The sequence below is a fragment of the Rosettibacter firmus genome, from assembly GCF_036860695.1.
GTDB classification, from domain to species: domain Bacteria; phylum Bacteroidota; class Ignavibacteria; order Ignavibacteriales; family Melioribacteraceae; genus Rosettibacter; species Rosettibacter firmus.
This window is the reverse complement of sequence record NZ_JAYKGJ010000003.1, coordinates 291,501-316,922: the sequence shown is the minus strand read 5'-3', so window position 1 is coordinate 316,922 and position 25,422 is coordinate 291,501. Positions and strand designations below refer to the sequence as shown.

Sequence of the window (25,422 nt, the reverse complement as noted above, 5' to 3'; positions counted from 1 at the left end):
AAAAGTCTACTAATCTTATATCTTAAAATTAATACCTGAAAATATGCTTCGAATAATTAAATATCTGATGAACTTAATATGATTACTAATTTAAAATCAGAAATTAGAATGTAATTATTGAATTGACATCTGATAATTAATACATTAATTTTGAATTGGACAATTAACTCCAATTAGCAATATGTCTTTTAATCCTAAATAAGCATATCGATTTCGGAGGCTAACTTATGGCAAATCAGTCCCGCCGTCAATTCCTAAAAACTACAGCTCTAATTGGAGCTGGTATTACAGGAATAAGTTCAAAGAACTTAAAAGCAGCACCTAAAAATATTCTTGATGAAAATCGCATGGGAGTTTTAGTTGATACTACAGTATGTATTGGTTGTAGAAAATGTGAATGGGCATGCAAAGTTGCACATAATCTTCCAACTCCCCCAATTGAAGCATACGATGATAGAACAGTATTTAAGCAAATGAGAAGACCAGATGATAAAGCTTTGACCGTTGTAAATGAATATCCACCTAAAAGTTCAGATGAATTTCCAGTTGATGTAAAAGTTCAATGTATGCATTGTGATCATCCAGCATGTGTTTCTGCTTGTATTGTTGGTGCATTTTCTAAAGAAGAAAATGGCTCGGTTATATGGGATACCAATAAGTGTATTGGTTGCAGATATTGTATGGTAGCCTGTCCATTTCAAATTCCAGCATTTGAATTTGGAAAAGCATTTCATCCTGAAATTAGAAAATGTGATTTCTGTTTTAATCGCACAAAAGAAGGAAAACTACCTGCCTGTGTAGAAATATGTCCAATGGAAGCATTAACTTATGGAAAACGAGAAGAGCTTGTTAAAATTGCTCATGAAAAAATCAGGCTTTATCCAGAAAGATATGTTAATCATGTTTATGGTGAATATGAAGTTGGAGGTACCAGCTGGCTATATTTAGCAAGCCGGGATTTTACAGAGCTTCAATTTCCAAAACTTGGTAGAAATCCTGCACCTGGAGTTACAGAAGCAATTCAACATGGAATATTTGCTTATTTCGTACCTCCAATTGCACTCTATGCTTTACTTGGTGGAGTAATGTGGATTAATAAAAATAGAAAGAAAACTTCGGAGACTGAATAATGGAAAATTTAATGAAGCCTACTCCAATATCAAAAAAATTTTTTACACCAGGTGTAATTGTATTATCAATATTTGCATTTATTGGAATTGTCTTTGTTATTCTAAGATTACTTTTTGGACTGGGAGCTGTTACAAATTTGAGTAATCAATATCCATGGGGAATCTGGATTGGGATTGATGTTGCTGCAGGAGTAGCACTGGCAGCCGGGGGCTTTACAACTGCAGCTCTTGGTCATATTATGCGTAAAGAAGAATATCATATATTGGTACGTCCAGCTTTATTAACAGCAATGCTCGGTTATACATTTGTTGCTTTAAGTGTTGCTCTCGATTTAGGTAGATATTATTACATCTGGCATCCATTAATAATGTGGAATGGAAATTCTGTTTTGTTCGAAGTTGGTATGTGTGTTATGATCTATTTATTTGTTCTTTACATTGAATTCTTACCTATTGTTACGGAAAGATTTATTGGAAGAGTAAATTTCCCTGGCTTCTTAAAAGTTTTGAATAATCCAGTTGATAAACTTTTAAGATTGCTCGACAGGACTCTAAATAAAGTAATGTTCATTTTTATTATTGCTGGCGTTGTACTTTCATGTCTTCACCAATCCTCTTTAGGAACGTTGATGGTAATAGCAGGACCTAAAATGCATCCATTATGGCAAACTCCAATTTTACCTTTACTTTTTCTACTTTCTGCTATTTCTGTCGGTTTTCCAATGGTAATATTCGAATCACTTATTACTTCGAGATCTTTTGGATTAAAACCAGAAATGAATCTCCTGTCAAATCTTGGTAGTATGGTTGCACCAATGCTTGGAATTTATCTTTCTTTCAAAATTGGTGATATGGTGATTCGAAAGACATTTATTTATTTAAATGAAATAAATACTACAAGTATTCTCTTTGCAATTGAAGTTGTGATTGGAATAGTTGTTCCATTAAGAATTTTTCTATCGCCCAAGTTAACAAAAACTCCTTTTGGATTATTTATTGGTTCTGCATTAGTAATTTTTGGCGTTCTTCTTAATAGAATTAACAATTTCATAGTAGCCTATAATCCACCTTATAAATTTACACCTTACTTCCCATCAATTGGAGAAATTGGTGTTACATTAGGTTTTATTGCATTAGAGGTTTTATTGTTTAGAGCTTTTGTTATGATCTTTCCAATTGTTAGTGTACCGCAATATGTTACACCTCAAACAAAATTTACTGTAAGAGGTGCATAATGAAAAATAAAATTTTGTTTTTCTTTCTTGCTATATCTTTTTTAATTAATGCACAAACAAAAATTAGTAAAAGTCATTCATCTCAGGTATTGAATTGTTCTACATGTCATTCATGCGAAATTCCTACAAAAGAAAATCCATGTCTTAAAGCCTGTCCAAGAGAAAGTATGGTAAGGATTGATCAAAAACCAGAGGAAGGACCAAAAGTATTAATAATAAATAAAATTAAAGAAACAGATATTTATAAACCTGTAAAGTTTTCTCATCTGGCACATGCAGAAATGGCTGAAATTTCAGGTGGTTGCAGAACCTGTCATCATTATAATCCTCCTGGTAATGTTATTGGTTGTTCCGAATGCCATGAAACTCAAAGAAAAAGAGAAGATGTAAGTAAACCTGATTTGAAAGGGGCATATCATCGACAATGCATGAATTGTCATAGAGCATGGAGTGGAAGTTTAGATTGTCTTTTCTGTCATCAATCCAATGAGAAAAAAGAAATTTCAACTGCGAGCGATTCAAAAAAATTAGCAGCTAAAAGAATTCATCCAGAAATTAAAACACCTGCAAAAATTGTCTATACCACATCAAGTACATCGGGGAAAATTGTTACTTTTTATCATAGTGACCATGTAGACTTATTTAAATATGAATGTGGAGATTGCCATAAAAATGATAATTGTGTGAAATGTCATAATAAAAATAAAACTGTTTCGACAGTTAAAAAGTCTTTGAAAGAAATTCATAAAAAATGCTCTAACTGCCATAATACAGATGCAAAATATAGTTGCACTTCCTGCCATTCAGAAAAAGAGAAAATGCCATTTAATCATTTCAAAAGAACAGGTTTTGATATTTCAAAATATCATTCTAAATTAGCTTGCAATAGATGTCACACAACAAAAAATAAATTTACTGGATTGAAAAGTGATTGTAGTTCATGTCATGGACAATGGAGTAATGAGAATTTTAAACATAACATTACAGGCTTAATTCTTGATGAAACACATAGAGAACTTGAATGCAGTAATTGTCATAAAGAATCTACATATTCAAAACCTGATTGTTCAGATTGTCATGATGATAAATTTTATCCTAAAGATAAACCAGGAAAGTTAACTAAAAAATTATGAATGGATTTAATGAAATAGGATTTTTTAAGAAAATTGGACTTAAACTTATACTGGTTGTAAGTCTAACTGTTGTTATAATTATTGGTGTGTATTCTTATTTTAAAATAAAATCACAGAGTGATGCATTACTTGCAGAAGTTGAAAGACACGCAAATCAGTTGAGTGAAACTGTGAAAAATAGTACTCGTTATGGAATGCTACTGAATCAAAGAGAATATGTGGATGAGATTATTAAAACAATAGGAAAAGATCCTGCAATTGATAACATCAGAATTTATAATAAAGAAGGTGAAATAATTTATTCGACAAATCCAGCTGATGTTGGAAAGATGCTTGATAAAAAAGCTGAAAGTTGTTATGCCTGTCATACAGAAAATAAACCTCTGGAAAAATTATCAACTAAAGATAGAACACGCATTTTTAAGCCTCAGGAGAATTTACCTCGAGTAATGGGAATTATTAATCCCATCTATAATGAAAAATCTTGCTACGAAGCAGATTGTCATGCTCATCCAGAAAATGCTTCGGTTCTTGGTGTTCTGGATGTAACAATTTCACTTGCAGAAGTTGATAAACAAATTCGAAAAAATGAAATTGAAGAATTTTTGTTTGCTATTATATCAATAGCATCAATTGGAATTATTATTGGATTATTTGTAAAAAGATGGGTTGATAAACCAGTTAAAGAATTGGTTAAAGCTACAAATCAAATAGCTGCAGGAAATCTAAATTATGAAATAAAAGATTTAGGAAATGATGAACTGGGTTACCTGGCAAAATCTTTTAATAATATGACAAAAAAATTACACGAAACTCAACAGCAATTACTTCAATCAGATAAAATGGCGTTACTTGGCAAACTTGCAGCTGGTGTGGCTCACGAAATTAATAATCCATTGACTGGAGTATTAACTTATAGCAGTTATTTATTGAAAAGAACAAAAGATAATCCTGAATTGCAGGAAGACCTTAATGTAATTGTAAGAGAAACATTAAGAAGCAGAGAGATTGTCAAAAGTTTATTGGATTTTGCAAGACAATCAACACCAAAGAAAAATTTAATTGATGTGAATGAAGTAATCAATCGTGCTCACACGGTTGTCAGTAATCAACTGAGTATTAATAAAATTAAATTGATAAAAGAATTTGATGAAACATTACCAAAAATTACTGCAGATGCAAATCAGATACAGCAAGTTATTCTTAATTTATTTCTAAATGCTATTGATGCAATTGGTACGGATGGGGGAACAATTACGATTAAAACATCTCAAACCACATTGCCACCAAAAGGAATTGTTCATATTAAAGCAGCTTTATGTCCAAAGAATCATAACCTGATTGATAATGATCATAAAATAGGTGGTTTACCGTCTATCAAAATAAAAATGAAAACCGATGGCAACGAAGGCTTCTTGTTCTTAGATCCAATTTATGGCAGAGCTAAACATTATTTTGGAATTCCTGTAGAAAAAAATGAAGCTATAAAACTTTCATGCCCAGTATGTGATTTGTCTCTAATCGACAAAAATGAAAAATGTCCTGTTTGTGGTGGAGCAGTTTATAAAATAGAGATTCCAACTCAAGGTTATCTTGAAGGTTGTGCCTCTTTTAAAGATGATTGGCAAAGATGGAAAGAAGTTGATGAAGAAGGTGATAAAAAATTTGTTGAAATTCAATTTACAGATTCAGGTTGTGGAATTCCTCAAGAATATATTCATAAAATATTTGAACCATTTTTTACAACTAAAGGACAGAAAGGAACTGGCTTGGGCTTATCTGTTGTGTGGGGAATTATTGATAATCATAATGGTACTATAACAGTTCAAAGTGAAGTTGGAAAAGGAACAACATTTTCAATTAAACTTCCAGTAGAATGAAAAACAAATTTGACATATTAGTAATCGATGATGAACAGGTTGTTATTGATTCTGTGATTAAAGTTGGCAGAATTAATAATTATAAAATTGATTCGTCAAACGATGCTTTGATTGCCATCGAAAAAGTTAAAGAAAATAATTACAGATTAATTATTTGCGATATAATGTTGCCTGTTATGAATGGATTTCAATTTTTAGAAGAGCTACAAAATTTGAAGGTAAATATTCCAGTTATCATGACTACTGGATATTCAACATTAGAAAATGCTGTACAATCTCTTTATAAAGGAGCTATTGATTTTATTCCCAAACCATTTACATTTGATGAAATGTCAAGTACTATAAAACGTGGACTTCATTATTATGAATTATTAAATAACAAAAGTAGTACTGTGGTGTATGTATCCTGTCCATCAAAATATTTTAGGTTTGGTTACTCATGCTGGGCTTTAGAAGATTTTAATGGGACAGTATTACTTGGAGCAACAAATTTATATCTGAAAACTATTGATAATCTAAAAAGAATAGAATTGTTAGATTTGGATGAAAAAATTAATCAGGCTGGATTACTTGCAAAATTTGAAGATGAAGAAGGAGATATCCACAATCTATACTCTGCTTTAAGTGGCAGGATTATTGATAGAAATGAAAAGTTATTAACTAATATTTCGATTATTGAAAAAGATCCTTATTTCGAAGGTTGGATTTATAGAATAATTCCAAACAACTTTGAATATGAAAAAAAATTATTAATACCGTGTTGTTCAGATAGATAATTTTAATAAGGAGAAAATTTATGCTATTATTTATTTTATTACTTATCATAGTAATTATTGCAGATGTGATTATAAGATATGCTATTAAGAAAGTAAACGAAAAGAAAATAAGAAAAGAACGCGAAGCAATTCTTAAAGAAGTTGTTCAAGTTGATTTTGGTAAAGAAGTAAAATCACTTAAAAGGGCTGAAGTCCCAAATCCAAAAGCAAGGATTCTTTGTGTTGATGACGAAGATATAATTTTAGATAGCTTTAGAAAAATTCTTGTACTGGATGGCTATTCTGTTGACACTGTAAACTCTGGTGCAGAAGCAATTAACCTTGTTAAATCTCATCATTATGATTTTGTATTTACTGATTTAAAAATGCCAGAAATGGACGGTGTTGAAGTTACAAAAACTATTAAATATCTCCGTCCAGATATTGATGTAATTATAATTACTGGATATGCAACAGTTGAAACTGCAGTTGAATGTATGAAACTTGGTGCAATGGATTATGTCCAAAAACCATTTACAGAAGATGAACTGCTTGAATTCACCAAGAAATGCTTAATTAAACGACACGATAGAATTCAAAAACAATTGAAACCACGTGTTCATATTGCTCATATTCCAGAGATTGAAAAAGTTGGTAAAAGTGAATTTGCAATTCCAGGTGGAGTATTTATTTCAGAAGGACATTGCTGGGCGGCTGTTAGTCAGGATGGAAGTGTTAAAGTTGGACTGGACGACTTTGCAAAAAAATTAATTGGTAAAATTGATAGTATTGAATTTCCAAATCTTGGTATGAATGTGCAAAAAGGACAACCTCTTTTTAGTGTAAGACAAAATAAAAAAACAATTCAATTTTTATCTCCTGTCAGTGGATTGGTTAAGTCGATTAACCACGAATTAGCAGAAAATCTTGAATCACTTGATTTTACTCCTTACGATAAAAACTGGATCTGCATAATTGATGCAGATAAATTAGATACAGAATTGCAATTACTCAAAATTGGTAAAAGTGCTGTTACTTTTTATCAAGAAGAAATTGAAAAATATATTAATAAGATTAAAGAATTTGTCAAAGAAGAATCCTCTGAAGAACTTTACTGGGGACAGCTTGAAAATCTTGGCGAGAAGGAGTGGTATATAATCACAGGAGAATTTTTTAGAAAGTAAAAAAATTGATCTCCTATTGAAAATATGTTTATAATTTGATAGGATATGTAAGTCTTTTATCTTATTTTTAATAAAATTTTTTCTTATAAATAATAATTTTATTGGGAGAATATTTTATAGAATTCATTCAATTATTATCTAAAAGTATTTTTTGATTAATAAAAAATTAAAATTCAAGCACAATTTTTGATGTAATTTGCTGTTCCATTAATAAGGAGAATTAAGTGAGTTCTATTCAGATAAGGTTTCTCTTCATTACTGCTTTTTTATTTACTATTTTATTGAATTATATAAATGCTCAAGAATTTAATTGTGCCGATTGCCACGAAGTTTCTATTGATAAGTCTGTTCATAAAGATGCAATTGATTGTCAGGGATGCCATGAAGATGTAACTGATGAAGAACATATTGATAAAGGTGTAAAAAAGGTTAATTGTATTAACTGTCACGATGATAAAGAAAAATCTGTAAAAGCAGATATCCATCATAGATTAAAAATAAAAAATGCACCAAATTGTGTTTCGTGCCATGGAAATCATGAAATAGTTAAGCCTCCGTTAGAAAATTCTTTGAAATCAAAGCTGTATTGTGCTAAATGTCACGAAGCAAAACCTATTTTAAAAGCATATCATTCAACAGCTGTTGACAAAAGTAATTGTCTTGCCTGTCATAAAAAAGTTGATGTAAAACTCACACTCCCAAGCTCAGTTCATAAAAATCTTGAATGTTCTGATTGTCATAGCTTTATTGCAAATAATCTTAAAGATCATCCTGAAAATTTGAAATCGACAAAGAAAGCAGATTGTTATGTATGTCATGGAGAAATTGCTAAAGAACATAGTGAAAGTATACATGGAATTGCATTAAGCGAAGGGATTGATGATGCAGCCAAGTGCTGGGATTGTCATGGTTCGCATGATATTAAAAAAGTAAAACATCCATCAAGTTCAGTTTATCCAACAAATTTAGCAGAAACCTGTGGAAAATGTCACGACAATCCAGAATTAGCTAAAAAATATGATATTGGAATTCCTACACCTGGCAAAACTTATAAAAATTCTGTTCATGGTAAATTAGTAGAAAAAGGCAGGCTTGATGCAGCAACCTGCACAATGTGTCATGGCGTACATGATATTAAAAATAAAGTTCAGCCAACTTCAAAAATTTCTTCGTTTAATATTCCTTCTACCTGTGGTCAATGTCATCCGAAGGAATCAGAAGAATATCAAAAATCAATTCACTGGATAAGAGCAAAAAAAGGATTTAGAGAATCACCTGTTTGTAACGATTGCCATAGTGAACACAGTATACAATCAATTACTACAATCGACAAAAGAGAAGAATCAAAGAAACTTCAAGAAAAAACCTGTATGGTTTGTCATGAAAATCCACGTATTGCAGAAAGGTTTGGAATAAGTGGGGGACAGGCTAAACAATATCAGGATAGCTATCATGGTCTTGCAGTAATGCGTGGAGATAAAGATGCTGCAATGTGTGTGGATTGTCATAGTGTTCATAAAATTTTACCAAGTGAACATCCAGAATCAAGTGTAAATATTAATAATGTTACTAAAACCTGTCAAAAATGCCATACAAATGCAACTCCAGTATTTGCTCAAAGTTATTCACATAAAACTCAGAATGGAACAGCTTCAAAAATTGAAAACTTAATTGCTAATATTTATTTCTGGCTTATAATTTCAGTAATAGGTGGAATGATTTTACACAACTTGTTGATTTATATCTATGAAATTCGCAAAAAGAAAAGAAGAATTGAAAATGAAATTACAATTCCAAGATTTACCAAAAGCGAAGTTATTCAACATCTTTTACTGTTAATATCATTTATTACACTTGCAATTACAGGATTTGCATTAAAATATAGTCAAACCTGGTGGGGCGAATTGTTGAAGATGTTTGGAATGACTGAAACTGCTCGTCAGTATATTCATAGGGGGGCAGCAATAGTTTTAATTGGTACTGGAATTTATCATGTAGGATATTTGATTTTTACAGCTCGTGGTAGAGAAGTCCTTAAAAATTTAATTCCAACATTTAATGATGTACTGGATGCAAAAGAGACAATACTTTATTATCTGGGATTAAGAAAACAAAAACCACAATACGACAAATTTGATTACACCGAAAAAGCTGAATACTGGGCTTTAATTTGGGGAACAATTGTAATGGGATTAACTGGATTTATTTTGTGGTTCCCAACAATAGTAGGCGATTGGGCTCCAGTCTGGTTAATTAAAGTATGTGAATTAATCCATTTTTACGAAGCAATATTAGCAACTCTTGCAATTCTTGTATGGCACTGGTTTTTTGTAATCTTTCATCCACATGAATACCCGATGAGTTTAACCTGGATAGATGGGAAAATGACATTACATAATTATCGTCATCATCACGAAAAACATTTTCGTAGAGTTGTTCTTGAATGGAAAGAATATCAACTTGGAAAAAGAGATTATAAAAGATTAAGTAATTCAACATTGCTATTTACTTCAACACTTAAAAAGCATGGCTTAAATCCCGATATAATTATTGATTCAGAAATTGATAACGATCCAGAATTAAAAACATGGCTCGAAGAAAAATTAAATTCAGAAGAAAAAGAAAAAAATAAAGGACGGGATACACAATCACAAAATGAAAATAAATGATTGCCAATAAAAAATGATTAAGCTATTTTCCTTACAGAATAAATTGTTTATTAACTATCAGGAGGATTTTACAATGCTAAAGAAAACAAGCACATTAATATTTTTTGCAGTATTAATTTATTTTATTTTACCAGCTCAAGGATACTCTCAACAATTTAGTTATGAAGGTGTTCAGGTTTGCGGAACATGTCACAAAACAGAAAAACAGGGACAGCAGTTAAAAATATGGCAGGAAAGTAAACATGCAAATGCTTACAAAGCACTTTTAACAGAAGAAGCTAATAAACTTTCTGGTGATGTAAAAGCAGTTGAAAATCCAAAGTGTTTGAAATGTCATGCTTCTGGTTACGATGTAGATAAAAAATTAATTGGTGCAAAATTTAAAGTTGAAGATGGTGTACAATGCGAAACATGTCATGGACCTGGTTCTGCTTATAAATCACTTAAAGTAATGAAAAGCAGAGAAGAATCTGTTAAAAATGGATTAATTATTTGGAAAAATAAAGAAGAAATTGAAAAATATTGCAAAACATGCCATAATCCTGAAAGTCCAACTTATAAAGAATTTAAATTTGATGAAATGTGGTCTAAGATTGAACACAAAGTACCAAAAAACTAAAATCTTAGCAGGACTAAAATGAAAAAATTAATTTCATTAATAATTTTAATGCCATTGATTATTTCTGCCCAGAATATCAATGGCAGATTTACTTCTTCTGTTTATTCATTTGAAAGATTTAACGATGTAAACAACTCAGAAACATTTTTCAGAACTTATCAAACACTGAATCTCAATGTCAATTACAACAAATTTTCTTTGCGAACCAGATTCAATTTTGAAAGCAATATTGGAAATGTTCTTGATGCAGACCCAAGAACGAGATTTTATAATCTTTATCTGGAAGCAAGAGATTTATTCAACCTTGTTTCTATTAAGATTGGAAGACAACCTTTAATAACTCCAGTAGCTGGTGGTTTATTTGATGGAATTAATTTGAAAATTAAATACTCTGGTTTTTCTCTAATGGGATTCTATGGTGGAAATGTTCCAGCTTATCAAAAATTTGAATTAATTGACGATATTTCAAATAATTATGTTTTGGGCGGAAGATTTGAAGCATATGCTTTGAAAAATTTTAGAATTGGAATTTCATATTTCGATAAGAATTTTAAACCACTTGATTACTATGCTGAAAGATTAAACGAAAATCTGGATTTAGTTACAGTATTGATACAAACAAAATCTAATCAGTATAAATATCTTTCTGCAGATGCTACTTATAATTACAATCAAATTCTGGATGTTAATACTCGTTATGAATATGATTTGAATTATAAAGAAACATCGAGAATTGAATTTGATGGAAGATTAAAAGCTACAAAAGATATGGGAATTAACTTTTATTATAATTTGAGAGAACCAAAGGTAAGATACAATTCTATTTTTTCTGTTTTTGATTATGGAAATAGCCAGGAAATAGAAGGTGGTATTGATTATAATGTTTCTAATCTATATACATTTGTGTTGAAATTCGGTGATGTGAAATTTGGAAGCGAACATTCATCTCGAATTACAATGGGAGCAAATACAAACTTTGGTAGCTTAAGTTACAGAAAAACATTTGGAGATATTGGTGAACTCGATGCTATTTCTGTATTTGCTGCCAGATCATTTTTTGAAGGTTTTATCACTCCTTCAATTGGTATTACTTATTCTAATTATAAATTATCAAAGTATGATAATATTAACTCAGTAACTTCATTTATTGGTGGATTAAACTTAAGACCATGGAGAACATTTTCTTTCGATTTCCAGACACAATATTTTAATAATAAGATTTATAAAAACGATCTGAGATTAATGTTCAAAATAAATTATTTGTTTAATACAAACATTTAAAGATTATGAAAATAAAAATATTTTATGCAGCCATAGCTCTTTCAATTACAATCTTTCTTACAATTGCTGCGGTAAATGAAAGAGTAGAACCACAGAAAACCAATAAGAACATAATTAAATTTTCACATTCATTGCATAAAGAAATTGCAGAGTGCACAACATGTCACACAAAAGCTGCTGAAAGTATATCTTTAAAGGATCGATTATTACCTGAAAAAGATGCATGTGCAACCTGTCACGATGTTGAAGATACAGATAAGTGTAATACATGCCATTACGAAGATGTTAATGAAAAACTTATTCAAAAAGAATCTGAGTTAATATTTAATCATAAGAAGCATGTTATCGATCAAAAGATGGATTGCATTGTATGCCACAAAGGAATAGAAGAAGTTGATTATGCTTTTCAATCAGCAGCAGCTTTTCCAAAAATGAATCAATGTGCTTCCTGTCATAATAATCAAAGTGTTGCTACAAATAATTGTGAAACGTGTCATATCTCTACTGTTAATTTAATTCCACAGGATCATCAACAGGTTAATTTCATGAAATCTCATAAGTTCAGTGCTAATGCTGAAAATGCAGAGTGCCAGATGTGTCACGATAATGATTTTTGCGAAACCTGTCATGTCTCTACAACAATGATTACAGAAAGCAATACCGCAAAAGATTTTTATGTTCCTTATTCACCACATAAGTTTATTGATAATACAAAACAGCAACAATTAAGCAGAGTACATGATTTAAATTATCGATTTACACACGGTGTTGATGCTAATAATAAATCCAGTGAATGCCAGACATGTCATCAGGTTGAAACATTTTGTGCTGAATGCCACAACTCTGCATCTGGAGATTTTTCGATGGAAGGAACAATGCCTGCATCTCATCGAAAATCGAACTTTGTTACTATAGGTGTTGGAACAGGTGGTGGACTTCATGCAGAACTTGCAAGAAGAGATATTGAATCGTGTACTTCCTGCCATGATATTCAAGGTGCTGACCCAAGTTGTATTTTATGCCATGTTGATAATGATGGAATAAAAGGTACAAATCCCAAAACTCATATAAGAAGCTTTATGAGTGATCAGGATGGAGATTGGCATAGTGATGCAAATTCAGTATGCTATACATGTCATCGTGATGCCAATGCAAGACCTAATGGAATTAAAGGTGTAGGTTTTTGCGGTTATTGTCATAAATAATAAAATTTTGGGTTGAATATGAAATACATAAAATTTTATTTCATTTTGTTTACAGCATTGAATTTAATTTTCATTTCGTGTAGTGATATTCAGGATGATATTACTCCACCGGAAAAATTTAGTGTTCATGGAAAAGATGCTCTGGTAAAAACTTCTCAAGAGTTTCATGGTAAAAAATTAATTGATGGTAAACTCGATGGCTGTAAACTATGTCATGATGCAAATTTCTCTGGTGGAACTGCAAAAGTAAGTTGCCTTGATTGCCATTCATCTATTATTGTACATACTAATGAAATTAATAATTTAGAATCAGAAAAGTTTCATGGAAAATTTATAGCTAATATTAATTGGGATTTGTCAAAATGCTCTCAGTGTCACGGAAAAGATTATTCAGGTGGAGTTACAAGCCCAACCTGTAATAGCTGTCATAAGCAATCAAAAGGACCAGAAGCATGCAATACTTGTCACGGAGATTTTAATAATGCTTCAAAAATAGCACCACCAAGAGCAACAAATGGTTCAATACTTACAGATGATTTTCGTGTGGGTGCTCATGAAATTCATTTGAAAGATTCTGATATTGCAAAAGCAGTTCAGTGTAATGAATGTCATACAATTCCATCTGAATTTAATTCAAGTGGTCATATTGATAATACTCCAAGAGCAGAAGTAGTATTTGGTAGTTTTAGTTCTTTAGGTGATAATCCAGTTTATAATTTTAATGATTATAAATGCAGTAATACTTATTGTCATGGAAATTTTGAATTCAAAAAGGAAAATTCTACTTATCAGTTTGCATATGTTGAAGATAAAATTACTGGCAATAACTTTCAGCCGGTATGGAATAAAGTTGATGGATCTCAAGCTGCTTGTGGAACCTGTCACGATTTACCACCTAAGGGTCATATTGAATCTCAATTAAAATCATGCGGTACATGCCATGTTGGCGTAGTTGATAAGTATGGTAAAATTGTAGATAAAACAAAACATATAAATGGAAAAGTTGATTTATTTTAATAAAAATATCTATAACATAGGCCGTCTCTGCTTTTTAAGGGACGGCTTTTTTATTTTTACGTAATTTTCATTTTGAATTATTGGAGCTTATTTTAGGTTTATAAAACAAAAAGAGATAATTATGATATCTACAATAAATGGTTTAAATATTTTAATTCCATTTTTGTATTTGATTGTATTTTTAATTTACACTTATGATTTTTTTACTGAAAAGAATTTATTTAAAAATTCTAAAAGGATTTTTCTATTTATTACACTTTTTATTCATGCATTTTATTTGATGATTAGAACAGTCGAATTTGATCATCCACCTATTACAAATAAATTCGAGATATTTTCGTTGCTGGCTTTTTCTGTTTCATTTTCTTATTTCATACTTGAATTACTAACAGATATTCGAGCTACCGGTTCATTTATTGTACTGTTTTCTTTAATATTTCAAACCATTTCTTCACTATCACTGGAAAATAATTATGTAGTCCCGGAAGTTTTAAGAAATCGAATGCTGGGTCTTCATGTAGTTAGTGCTATTCTTGGTTATTCAGGATTTACAATATCTGCTGTTTATGGTTTGTTATTTTTAATTCTTTATAAAAATTTAAGGAATAATAAATTCGGTTTGATATTTAACCGATTACCAAGTTTAGAAATTCTGGAAAAGTTAAGCTTTTACTCAGTTGTAATTGGTTTTGCTCTTTTATCTGTTGCAATAGTAATTGGTGCAATCTGGCTTCCAGAAGCATTCCCGAATTTTAGTTATTTTGATCCCAAGTTAGTTGGTACTGCATTTGTATGGCTGGCTTATGGAACAGGAATAATTAGTAAAATTTTAGCTAAATGGTATGGTAAGAAAGTTATTATCTTTTCTTTGTGTGGATTTTTATTGACTTTAATTTCATTAATTGTTACAAGTACATATTCAAAAACATTCCACTCTTTTTATTGATTAATGAAAATGATTAAGTGTTTGTATTAATGGATTAATTTAGAAAACTAATATGAATTTGATAGGAATTTCAATAAATCATAAAACAGCTCCAATTGAATTGCTGGAAGCACTACATCTTTCACGAGATGAAATTATAGAACTTATTCCAGTTCTTAAAAATGATTTTAGTGAAGGTGTTGTTATTTCAACCTGTAACCGTACAGAAATTTTCTGCATATCTAAAAATCAGAGTCTGGATTCAAATCGGATTATAACAAAACTACTCGAGTTTAAACCTGTTGAGAATATTAAAGAAGAAAATTTTACAAAATATTTTTCTTGCGGAGCTATTAAGCATATTTTTTCCGTTGCATCTGGAATCGATTCTCTTGTAATTGGTGATAGTCAGATTCTTGGACAGGTTAAAGAAGCTTTTGAATTATCAGAAGACTTAAACTTTACTGGAACTATTATAAGAAAAATATTCAATACTGCCTTAAAGGTAGGTAAAAGAGCAATTAAAGAAACAACAATTGGCGAAGGAGCTGTAACTGTAAGTTATGCCGCAGTTCAGGTGCTCGAAAAAATATTTGCTGGACTGGATAAAAAATCGGCACTCGTAATTGGAGCAGGCGAAACAGGTGAACTTGCAGCTATTCATCTGAAAGATAAAGGAATTGGAAAAATTTCTATTTCTAATCGAACACTAAAACGAGCCGAAGATCTTGCAAATAAAATTAATGGCAATATTATTCCTTTTGAATCTTTAAAAGAATCCATTCATAATTTTGATGTGATAATTAGTGCTACAAGTGCTCCAGATTATATTCTTTCGAAAGATGATATTTATAATGCAATGAAGAAAAGAAAAGGAACTCCAATGGTTCTAATGGATATTGCAGTACCACGTGACATCGATCCCGAAGTAAAAAATATTGAAAATGTTTTTTATCACGATATGGATTCTTTGAAAGTTATTGTTGATCAGAATATTGCAAAAAGAAAAAATGAGATTCCAAAAGTTGAAAAAATTATTATGGAAGAGATGGTAGAATTTTTTAGCTGGTACAATACACTTGAAGTTGTTCCAGTTATTAAATCTCTAAGAGAATTTTTTGACGAAATAAAAAATGATGAACTTGAAAAAATTAAAAATAAGGTGAGTGCAGAAGATTATACTAAAATTGAAGATATGACAAGAAGATTAATAGGAAGATTACTTCATAATCCTACTGTTAAACTGCGTGAAATAGCAGAATCTGGAATTAACATAGAAGATGTAGCAGCTCGTACTGCAATAATTAAAGAATTGTTTTTGCTCGATATAAATAAATCTGATGGAAAAGAAACTAATAAAAGGGAATAGTTTTGAAAAAACAAAAATTAATAATTGGAAGTCGTGGTAGCCAGCTTGCTCTATGGCAAGCAAATTTTGTAAAAAAAGAACTTGAAAGAAAAAACAAAAATCTCTCTGTTGATATAAAAATCATTAAAACAAAAGGAGATAAAATTCTTGATGTGGCTCTTTCAAAAATTGGGGATAAAGGTTTATTTACTAAAGAACTCGAAAAAGAATTACTTAAAGGAACAATAGATATTGCAGTTCATAGTTTAAAAGATTTGCAAACAGAAATTCCTGCTGGATTAAAATTGGCTGCTGTAACAAAACGTCACAACGTTGAAGATGTTTTAATTGCAAGAAAGAAAGGAATTAGCATTAATGATCTTAAAGAAGGAGCAATCGTAGCAACAGGTTCTCTAAGAAGAAAAGCACAACTTTTACATTTAAGACCAGATTTAAAAGTTGTTGAACTTCGCGGAAATGTTCCTACAAGAATAGATAAATTCTTAAAATCTGATTGGGATGCAATTATTCTTGCAAGAGCTGGAATTGAAAGATTAAAAATGAATAAATATATATCATCAATTATTTCAACAGATGAAATATTACCTGCAGTTGGACAGGGAGCTTTAGGCATCGAAATTAATGAAAAGAATATTTTAGCAGAAGAAATTTTAAAAAATATTAATGATGAAAATACATTTATTGCTATTAGAGCAGAACGAGCTTTATTAAAATATTTAGAAGGTGGATGTCAGATTCCAATTGGAGCTTTTGCTCAGGTTAAACAAAATGGACTTTATATTGATGCAATAATTGCTTCTATTGATGGCTCTGTTACTTTTAGAAAAAAAATTCGTGGTTCTAAAAATAATCCCGAAAAATTAGGAGAACAACTTGCAAAAGATTTGCTGAAAGCAGGAGCTTTTGAAGTATTAAAAGAAATATTACAACAAAGAAGGTAAACATTGAAGTTGAAAAATCATTTAATATTAGTTACTAAATCCAGATTAGAAGTTAAAAATTCACTTATGAAGTTAATTAATGAAGGAGCAGAATTAATATTCTTTCCAACAATAAAAATAAAGCCTATTTATGGAACTGAAGTTATTGATGAATTAATGAGCGAATCTCTTAAATATGATTTTATTGTATTTACTTCTGCTAATGCAGTTAAAATTTTTGCAAAAATTTTAGCTGACTATAAACTTGATCTATCTCGTACAAAAATTGCTGTTGTAGGAAAAACAACTGCAGAAGAATGTAGAGCAAATGGAATTTATATACACATAATACCCGAAGAATTTAGTGCTAAAGGTTTGATAAAAAAGTTTTCGCAATTTGGAATTGATAATAAAAAAATATTAATTCCTGGTTCAGCACTCTCAAGAGAAGAATTAAAATTAGGATTAACTGAACTTGGAGCAGAAGTGATTAATCTTCCAATTTATGATGTTGTCGTAAACGATTTGAGTGAATTAGAAGATGAGTATAAAATAATAACTTCAAGAAAGCCTGATGTTTTTATTTTTACAAGTCCATCTTCATTCGAAAATTATTTGAAGTTAATGAATATAAATGATCCTGTGGATTATTTTACTAATGTAACTATATGTGCTATTGGACCAACAACAGAAAGTGAGATAAAAAGTAATCAAATAAATGTTAATATTGTTCCTAAAATTTATACTCTTGAAGGAGTAGCAGATGCAATAATTGAATATTTTAATCTAACGAAAAATCTTGTTTGATAATTAATGGAGGAATTTTGCAATTAAAAAATGATTTGTTCTTAAGAGCATGTAAAAAGCAACCAGTAGAAAGAACACCAATTTGGATTATGCGTCAGGCAGGTAGATATTTACCTGAATATAGAAAAGTAAGAGAAAAGTATGATTTTCTTACAATGTGTAAAACACCTGAACTTGCTGCAGAGGTTACAATTCAACCAGTGGATTTTCTTGGAGTTGATGCAGCAATAATTTTTTCTGATATACTTGTTGTACCAGAAGCAATGGGAATGAAACTCGAAATAGTTGAGAGTAAAGGTCCACAACTTTATGAACCTATTAGAAATGAAAATGATATTAATAAATTAATTAAACCTGATCCATCACATAAACTAAAATATGTTCTTGATGCTATAAATCTTACAAAAAAAGAATTGAATGGAAGAGTTCCACTTATTGGATTTTCTGGTTCTCCCTGGACTTTAATGACTTACATGGTAGAAGGTGGTGGATCGAAAAATTTTTCTGAAATAAAAAAGTTTATTTTTAATAAACCAGATTTTGCACATAAATTATTAAATCTAATATCCGAAGTTGTAGCAGATTATCTCACTGCACAAATTCAAGCTGGTGCAGATGCAGTTCAAATTTTTGATACATGGGGAGGTTTACTCTCAGAAAAAGATTATGAAGAATTTTCTCTTCAATATATTTCTAAAGTTATTGGAGAAATTAAAAGAGATAATCAACCTGTAATTGTATTTGCTAAAGGAGTTCATTGCCTGGACAAATTAGCAAATTGCGGAGCAGATGTACTTGGTCTCGATTGGACAATTAATTTAGGAAAAGCAAAAAATGAAATTGGGAAAAAAGTAGCACTGCAGGGGAATTTAGATCCAGCTATATTGTATGCATCAAAAGAAAAAATTAGAGAAGAAGCATTGATGATTTTGAATTCTTTTGGTAATGGAAGTGGACATGTTTTTAATCTTGGTCATGGAATATTACCAGATGTTAATCCAGAACATGCAAAATATTTAGTTGAAGTAGTAAAAGAAGAAAGTAAATTATTTCATTAAAATATGGGAAGGGAAAATATATGTTTGAAATAGATTTAAATCTTATTAAAAAATATGATAAGCCGGGACCGCGATATACAAGTTATCCAACAGCACCACAATTTAATGAATCATTTACATCTGAACATTATCTTGATGAAATTATAAGAACTAATAACGCAGAAAATCCGCCGGATCTTTCTCTCTATTTTCATATTCCATATTGTGATACACTTTGTTATTTCTGCGGTTGTAATATGATAATAACAAGAAATCGAGATAGAATTAAGGAATACCTTAGTTATTTAAAAAATGAAATTGATTTATTACGCTCATATATTATTGAAGGAAGAAAAGTTGTACAACTTCACTGGGGCGGTGGAACACCCACTCATCTTACTCCAGATGAAATAGTTGATTTAATTTCTTATATCAAAAAAAGTTTTATTATTGATTTGAATGCCGAACAGGGTTGTGAAATTGATCCAAGAGGTCTAACAAAAGAACATCTCGAAGCTCTTAGAAATAATGGATTTAATAGAATTAGTATGGGAGTTCAGGATTTCAATGAAAAAGTTCAAAAAGCTGTTAATAGAATTCAACCAGAAGATATGACTAGACAGGTAATCCAATGGATAAGAGAATTAAAATTTCATAGTATTAATATTGATTTAATCTATGGACTCCCTTTTCAAACTGTAGAATCTTTCTCAGAAACTGTTGATAAAATTATTGATATATCACCGGATAGAATTGCTGTCTTTAATTTTGCTCATGTGCCATGGCTTAAAAAACATCAAGCATTGATAAAACCAGAAGATTTACCCAGACCGGAAGAAAAGTTGCAAATCCTAAAAACTACTACAGAAAAACTTACTCATGCTGGTTATGTTTTTATTGGGATGGATCATTTTGCCAAACCAGATGACGAACTTGCAAAAGCTCTCAAAGAAAAAAAGTTATATCGAAATTTTCAGGGATATAGTACTCATGCAGGTTGTGACCTTTATGGATTTGGAATTACAAGTATAAGTCAGGTGGGTAGATGCTATGCTCAAAATGTGAAAAAAGAAAAAGAATATTACAATAAATTAAATGATGAGATTATTCCTACAGAAAGAGGTATATACTTAAGCGATGATGATTTGTTAAGAAGACATGTAATAACAAAAATTATGTGCGACTTTGAACTTGATTTTTCTTCTGTCGAAACACAATTTAATATAGAGTTTGAAAATTATTTCAAACGCTCACTTGAAAATCTGAATGAATTTATTTTAGATGGACTGGTTGAATTGAAAAATAGAAAATTGATTGTTACTGAAATGGGAAGATATTTAATAAGAAATATAGCTATGAATTTTGACTGGTATATCGAACAAAAAATTGATAAAGCAAAATATTCAAGAACAATTTGAAAGTATATTTTTCTAATAAATGAAAGGAAATTATATTGAGTAAATTTGCAGTAGTATTATTAAATCTTGGAGGTCCCGATTCACTCGATGCAGTTGAACCATTCCTTTATAATTTATTTTGTGACCCTGATATTTTCAAAATTCCAGTTGGACAAAAACTCTTTGCTAAACTCATATCACATTTTAGAGCACCTAAAGTAATCGAAGAATATAAACTCATTGGTGGTAAATCACCAATTGGTCATTGGACAGAAATTCAGAGATCTAAACTTGAAGAAAAATTAAGAAAAAAGAATCTTCAAGCAGATGTTTATGTTGCAATGAGATACTGGAAACCTTTTACTAAAGAAGTAGTCGATAAAATTGAAAAAGAAAATTATTCGAAAGTAATTTTGTTGCCACTTTATCCACATTATTCAATTACAACCACTGGCTCTTCTTTTAATGAATGGAATCGATATTATAAAAATGAAAGTGATAAATTAATTTTTATAAAGAGTTATTATCTTAACGAAAAGTATATTGCAGCAATTAATCAAAGAATTGATGAGACAATTTCAAAATTTCCTGAAGATGTTAAAGATAAAATTCATATTGTATTTAGTGCACACGGAACTCCAGTAAGCTTGGTTAAGAATGGCGATCCATATAGTCATCAAATTAAAGAAACTATGGAAGCAGTAATGAAGGCAAGAAATTATTCTCATCCATATCACCTTTGTTTTCAAAGTAAAGTTGGACCAATGAAATGGCTTGAACCTGCAACAGATAAAATGATTGAGGAACTCAGTCAAAATGGAATTAAAAACTTATTGATTGTACCAATAAGCTTTGTCTCTGACCATATAGAAACTTTATACGAACTGGATATTGAATATAGACATGTTGCAAAAGAATCGGGTATAGAAAATTATTATGTTATGACAGGCTTGAACGACTCTGATTTATTTGTAGATGCATTGTTAGATTTAGTAATGAGTAATGTATAAAATTATTCAATGATATTTCTGCAAGATATTTAAATTAACCACAGAGCACGCTGAGATTGAAAGGATTAAGTGGTTTTGAGTTTATAAGATTCTATATAATATTTTACAAAGAGTATAAAACTAAATGTTATTCAAAATTGATTATAAATATTCTTAAAATGACATAACAGTAATTCCTTGCATTCTCTTGAATAAAAGACATGATTGAAAATTATTACCGTAAACATAAGTCCACAAAAAAAATACATTGAAAGAAATAACTATTAACTCGATTTATAAAACAAAAATCATGGTATAAAAATGAAATCAAAACTTTTATTCTTATTATTAATTTTATTATCAACCTCAAAAGCACAAGAGAGTAAACTTATGAATAATCCATTTTTTAAAACATGGGATACACCATTCCAGACACCACCATTTAATGAAATAAAAACCGAACACTTTTTACCTGCTATTGAAGAAGCAATAAAAATTGAAGAGGAAGAAATTCAAAAAATAGCAAACAATTCTGAACCACCAACATTCGAAAATACAATCGAAGCAATGGAATTAAGTGGTGAACTACTTGATAAAGTTACAAGTGTTTTTTATGGATTACAGGGGGCAAATACAAACGATGAACTTCAAGCAATTGCAAGAAAAGTCACACCAATGCTTTCAAAACATCGTGATGATATTTATTTGAATGAAAAATTATTCCAGAGAATAAAAGTATTATACGATCAACGAGATAAATTAAATTTAACGCAGGAACAGAAAAGATTACTTGAATTTTATTATATCGATTTTGTAAGAAGTGGTGCTAATTTAAATAAACAAGAAAAAGATGAATTAAGAAAAATTAATGAAGAACTATCAGTTTTGTCACTCAAATTCAACGAAAACTTACTTAAAGAAACAAATGCTGTTGCTTTAGTAATAGATAAAAAAGAAGATCTTGCTGGCTTGCCCGAAAATGTAATTAAATTTGCTGCAGAACTTGCAAATGAAAAAGGTTATCCTGGCAAATGGGTTTTTACATTACAAAAACCAAGCTGGATTCCTTTCCTTCAATATTCACCTAAAAGAGAATTAAGAGAAAAATTATTTAAAGCATATATTAATCGTGGCAATAACAATAATGAATTTGATAATAAGAAAATAATTTCAAGAATTATTTCTCTAAGAGTTAAAAAAGCAAATCTTCTTGGTTATAAAACACATGCAGATTTTGTTCTTGAAAGAAATATGGCAAAGAATCCTGAAAATGTTTATAAATTCTTACATCAATTGTGGGAACCAGCAATTAAAAGAGCTAAAATGGAAGTAGAAGAAATGCAAAGAATTATTGATAGAGAAGGAGGTAATTTTAAATTACAGCCGTGGGACTGGTGGTATTATGCAGAAAAAGTAAAACAGGAAAAATATGCACTTGATGAAGAAATGTTACGTCCATATTTCAAAATGGAAAATGTATTGAAAGGAGCTTTTGAAGTTGCATCAAAACTTTATGGAATAAAATTTATTGAACGAAATGATATTCAAGTTTATCATCCCGATGTTAAAGTCTTTGAAGTTCAGGAACAAAATGGAAAACATATTGGAATTTTTTATGCAGATTATTTTCCACGTGATGGAAAAAGAAGTGGTGCATGGTCAAGCAGTTTTAGAAGTCAATCGAATATTAAAGGGAAATTTATTACGCCATTAGTTTATAATGTTGGCAATTTTTCAAAACCTACATCCGATAAACCTGCACTGATGAGCATTGATGAAGTAAATACTTTGTTTCACGAATTAGGTCATGCTCTTCATTCTTTATTTTCAAACACTGTTTATCATGGTACTAAATGGGTACCAAGAGATTTTGTTGAGCTTCCTTCACAAATAATGGAGAATTGGGCTTTAGAACCAGAAGTTCTTAAAATGTATGCTAAACATTATCAAACTGGAGAAGTAATTCCTCAAGAATTAATTGATAAACTCGAAAATTCAAAATTGTTTAATCAGGGATTTGAAACTGTTGAATATCTTGCAGCATCTTTCTTGGATATGGACTGGCACACAATTACAGACACTGTAGAAAGAGATGTTATTCAATTTGAAAAAGAATGTTTTGATAAAATTGGAAAAATTCCAGAAATAGAATCTCGTTATCAAACAACAAATTTTGCTCATATTGTTGGTGGCTATTCAGCAGGATATTACAGTTATATATGGGCTGCAGTTCTCGATGCCGATGCTTTTGAAGCATTTAAAGAAAAAGGTAATTTGTTCGATCCAGAAACAGCAAATTCATTCAGGAATTTTATTCTATCAAAAGGTGGAACTGAAGATCCAATGGTTCTATACATAAAATTTAGAGGTCGCGAACCAAAAGTTAATGCTCTTTTAAAAAGAAGAGGTTTGAATTAGGTAAAATGAAATATTATTCTGGAGAACTGTATGAGTAAGAAAATTGTAATTCTTGGTGCAGGGATATCGGGTCTTACTTCTGCTTATTGGCTCTTTAAAAAAGGTTTTGATATAAAAATACTGGAAGCTGCCAGCAAATCTGGTGGCTCTATGCAAACTGAAATTATTGATAATTTTTTGATCGATTATGGTCCAAATAGTGGACTTGAAACAACACCTTTAATTCGTCAAATTGTTGAAGAAGTAGGATTGGTAGATGAATTTGTTTATGCAAATGAATCATCAAAAAATAGATACATCTTAAAAAATAATGAACTTCATGCTCTACCGATGAATCCTCTCCTTTTTATTAAGACAAAATTATTTTCTACAAAAGCCAAACTAAGATTACTTGCAGAACCATTTGTTGGGAAATCCGTAGATGGATATTATCAAAGTGTTGCTGAATTTGTAAGAAGAAGATTGGGCGGTGAATTTCTTGATTATGCAATCGATCCATTTGTTAGTGGTGTATTTGCTGGTGATCCTGAAAAGTTAAGTGTTAAATCTGCTTTTCCCAAATTATATCGACTGGAAGAAGTCTATGGTGGTTTGATTAAAGGAATGATAAAAGGTGCAAAAGAAAGAAAGCAAAGAGCTGAACAATCAAAACAAAGTGCAAAGATGTTTTCATTTATAAATGGGATGCAATCTTTTCCACAAGCAATTGCTAAAAAATTAGAACAAAATATTTTATATGAATGCATTGTTAAAAAAGTAAAAAAAGTTGATGATAAATGGGAAATAACTTATGAAAAAAGTGGGCAATTAAATAAGATATATTCTGATATAGTTTTCTCCACAGTTCCTGCTTATGTGGCATCAAAGATCTTTGATGAATTAGATTCTGAACTGTCAAATCATTTGAATGAAATTTATTATCCACCTGTAATGGTTTTATATCTTGGATTTAAAAAAGAAAGTGTCCAAACACCTTTAGATGGTTTTGGATTTTTAATTCCCTCGAAAGAACAAAAACATTTTCTTGGTGCAATCTGGAGTTCTGCAATCTTTCCAAATCGATGTGATGAAGATAAAGCTGCATTTACTTTATTTATTGGTGGTGCACGTTCACCACATTTATTTGATATTGAGAAAGAAAAACTTATAGATATAGTTCTTAAAGAATTCAAAGAAATTATGAAGATAAAAAGTGATCCTCTCATTCTAAAAGATAAATTCTGGGAAAAAGCAATCCCACAATATAATCTCGGTTATATTGAACATGAACTTTATTTTGAAAAATTTGAAAGCAATAATCCAGGTATATTTTTAAGTGGCAATTACAGGGGTGGAATTTCTGTTGGAGATTGTGTAAAAAATTCTGAAATAAGAACTCAGAACATTGATAATTAATTTGATTTTTATTTCGTATAATTTTCTTAACTAATTCTGATACCTTCAGAAATTTCC

Annotated in this window: 20 protein-coding genes; all 20 read left to right on the top strand. The window is 30.3% G+C overall.

The genetic code is table 11. From position 1 onward, the window contains the following. The first annotated feature begins 227 nt into the window (after positions 1-227). Positions 228-1,130: a 4Fe-4S dicluster domain-containing protein gene (locus VJY38_RS11720; RefSeq protein WP_353680900.1), complete on the top strand. Its 903-nt coding sequence runs from the start codon at positions 228-230 to the stop codon at positions 1,128-1,130. After that, a complete protein-coding gene (gene nrfD / locus VJY38_RS11715; RefSeq protein ID WP_353680899.1) occupies positions 1,130-2,365 on the top strand; it encodes an NrfD/PsrC family molybdoenzyme membrane anchor subunit in 1,236 nt (411 codons plus the stop codon). The genes VJY38_RS11720 and nrfD overlap by 1 nt, the downstream gene beginning before the upstream one ends. Continuing rightward, the gene (locus VJY38_RS11710) at positions 2,365-3,498 is read left to right on the top strand and encodes a cytochrome c3 family protein (protein ID WP_353680898.1); all 1,134 of its coding nucleotides are present in this window, start codon (positions 2,365-2,367) and stop codon (positions 3,496-3,498) included. The genes nrfD and VJY38_RS11710 overlap by 1 nt, the downstream gene beginning before the upstream one ends. Further along, positions 3,495-5,378, top strand: coding sequence for an ATP-binding protein (locus VJY38_RS11705; RefSeq protein ID WP_353680897.1), 1,884 nt, complete (start codon positions 3,495-3,497; stop codon positions 5,376-5,378). The genes VJY38_RS11710 and VJY38_RS11705 overlap by 4 nt, the downstream gene beginning before the upstream one ends. After that, positions 5,375-6,154, top strand: coding sequence for a response regulator (locus tag VJY38_RS11700; RefSeq protein WP_353680896.1), 780 nt, complete (start codon positions 5,375-5,377; stop codon positions 6,152-6,154). Before VJY38_RS11705 ends, VJY38_RS11700 begins: the two co-directional genes overlap by 4 nt. Positions 6,155-6,174: 20 nt before the next feature. Beyond that, complete coding sequence (locus VJY38_RS11695) at positions 6,175-7,317, top strand: response regulator (RefSeq protein WP_353680895.1); 1,143 nt, start codon at positions 6,175-6,177, stop codon at positions 7,315-7,317. 224 nt (positions 7,318-7,541) lie between these two features. Beyond that, on the top strand, positions 7,542-9,986 hold the full coding sequence (locus tag VJY38_RS11690; protein WP_353680894.1) for a cytochrome c3 family protein: 2,445 nt from the start codon (positions 7,542-7,544) through the stop codon (positions 9,984-9,986). Positions 9,987-10,059: 73 nt separating this feature from the next. Further along, positions 10,060-10,605 (top strand): cytochrome c family protein, encoded by a 546-nt coding sequence (locus VJY38_RS11685; protein ID WP_353680893.1) that lies wholly within the window; start codon positions 10,060-10,062, stop codon positions 10,603-10,605. Between the two features lie 18 nt (positions 10,606-10,623). After that, a complete protein-coding gene (locus VJY38_RS11680) occupies positions 10,624-11,886 on the top strand; it encodes a hypothetical protein (RefSeq protein ID WP_353680892.1) in 1,263 nt (420 codons plus the stop codon). A 5-nt stretch (positions 11,887-11,891) separates the two neighbouring features. Continuing rightward, positions 11,892-13,091, top strand: coding sequence for a cytochrome c3 family protein (locus VJY38_RS11675; protein WP_353680891.1), 1,200 nt, complete (start codon positions 11,892-11,894; stop codon positions 13,089-13,091). Positions 13,092-13,109: 18 nt separating this feature from the next. After that, positions 13,110-14,108, top strand: coding sequence for a CxxxxCH/CxxCH domain c-type cytochrome (locus tag VJY38_RS11670; RefSeq protein WP_353680890.1), 999 nt, complete (start codon positions 13,110-13,112; stop codon positions 14,106-14,108). Positions 14,109-14,229: 121 nt separating this feature from the next. Next, the gene (locus VJY38_RS11665) at positions 14,230-15,054 is read left to right on the top strand and encodes a cytochrome C assembly family protein (protein ID WP_353680889.1); all 825 of its coding nucleotides are present in this window, start codon (positions 14,230-14,232) and stop codon (positions 15,052-15,054) included. A gap of 52 nt (positions 15,055-15,106) precedes the next feature. Further along, positions 15,107-16,402: a glutamyl-tRNA reductase gene (gene hemA / locus VJY38_RS11660; protein ID WP_353680888.1), complete on the top strand. Its 1,296-nt coding sequence runs from the start codon at positions 15,107-15,109 to the stop codon at positions 16,400-16,402. A gap of 2 nt (positions 16,403-16,404) precedes the next feature. Next, complete coding sequence (gene hemC, locus VJY38_RS11655; RefSeq protein WP_353680887.1) at positions 16,405-17,343, top strand: hydroxymethylbilane synthase; 939 nt, start codon at positions 16,405-16,407, stop codon at positions 17,341-17,343. Positions 17,344-17,346: 3 nt separating this feature from the next. Further along, positions 17,347-18,129 (top strand): uroporphyrinogen-III synthase, encoded by a 783-nt coding sequence (locus VJY38_RS11650; protein ID WP_353680886.1) that lies wholly within the window; start codon positions 17,347-17,349, stop codon positions 18,127-18,129. Positions 18,130-18,146: 17 nt separating this feature from the next. Further along, on the top strand, positions 18,147-19,187 hold the full coding sequence (gene hemE, locus VJY38_RS11645; protein WP_353680885.1) for a uroporphyrinogen decarboxylase: 1,041 nt from the start codon (positions 18,147-18,149) through the stop codon (positions 19,185-19,187). 20 nt (positions 19,188-19,207) lie between these two features. After that, entirely contained in the window at positions 19,208-20,584 is a 1,377-nt protein-coding gene (gene hemN, locus VJY38_RS11640) for an oxygen-independent coproporphyrinogen III oxidase (protein WP_353680884.1), read from the top strand. A gap of 35 nt (positions 20,585-20,619) precedes the next feature. Continuing rightward, positions 20,620-21,573 (top strand): ferrochelatase, encoded by a 954-nt coding sequence (gene hemH / locus VJY38_RS11635; RefSeq protein WP_353680883.1) that lies wholly within the window; start codon positions 20,620-20,622, stop codon positions 21,571-21,573. Positions 21,574-21,873: 300 nt separating this feature from the next. Beyond that, positions 21,874-23,970 carry a M3 family metallopeptidase gene (locus VJY38_RS11630; RefSeq protein WP_434968571.1) on the top strand — a complete coding sequence of 699 codons (2,097 nt, stop codon included), beginning with the start codon at positions 21,874-21,876 and terminating at the stop codon, positions 23,968-23,970. Positions 23,971-24,000: 30 nt separating this feature from the next. Beyond that, entirely contained in the window at positions 24,001-25,365 is a 1,365-nt protein-coding gene (hemG, locus tag VJY38_RS11625; RefSeq protein WP_353680881.1) for a protoporphyrinogen oxidase, read from the top strand. Positions 25,366-25,422: the final 57 nt, after the last annotated feature.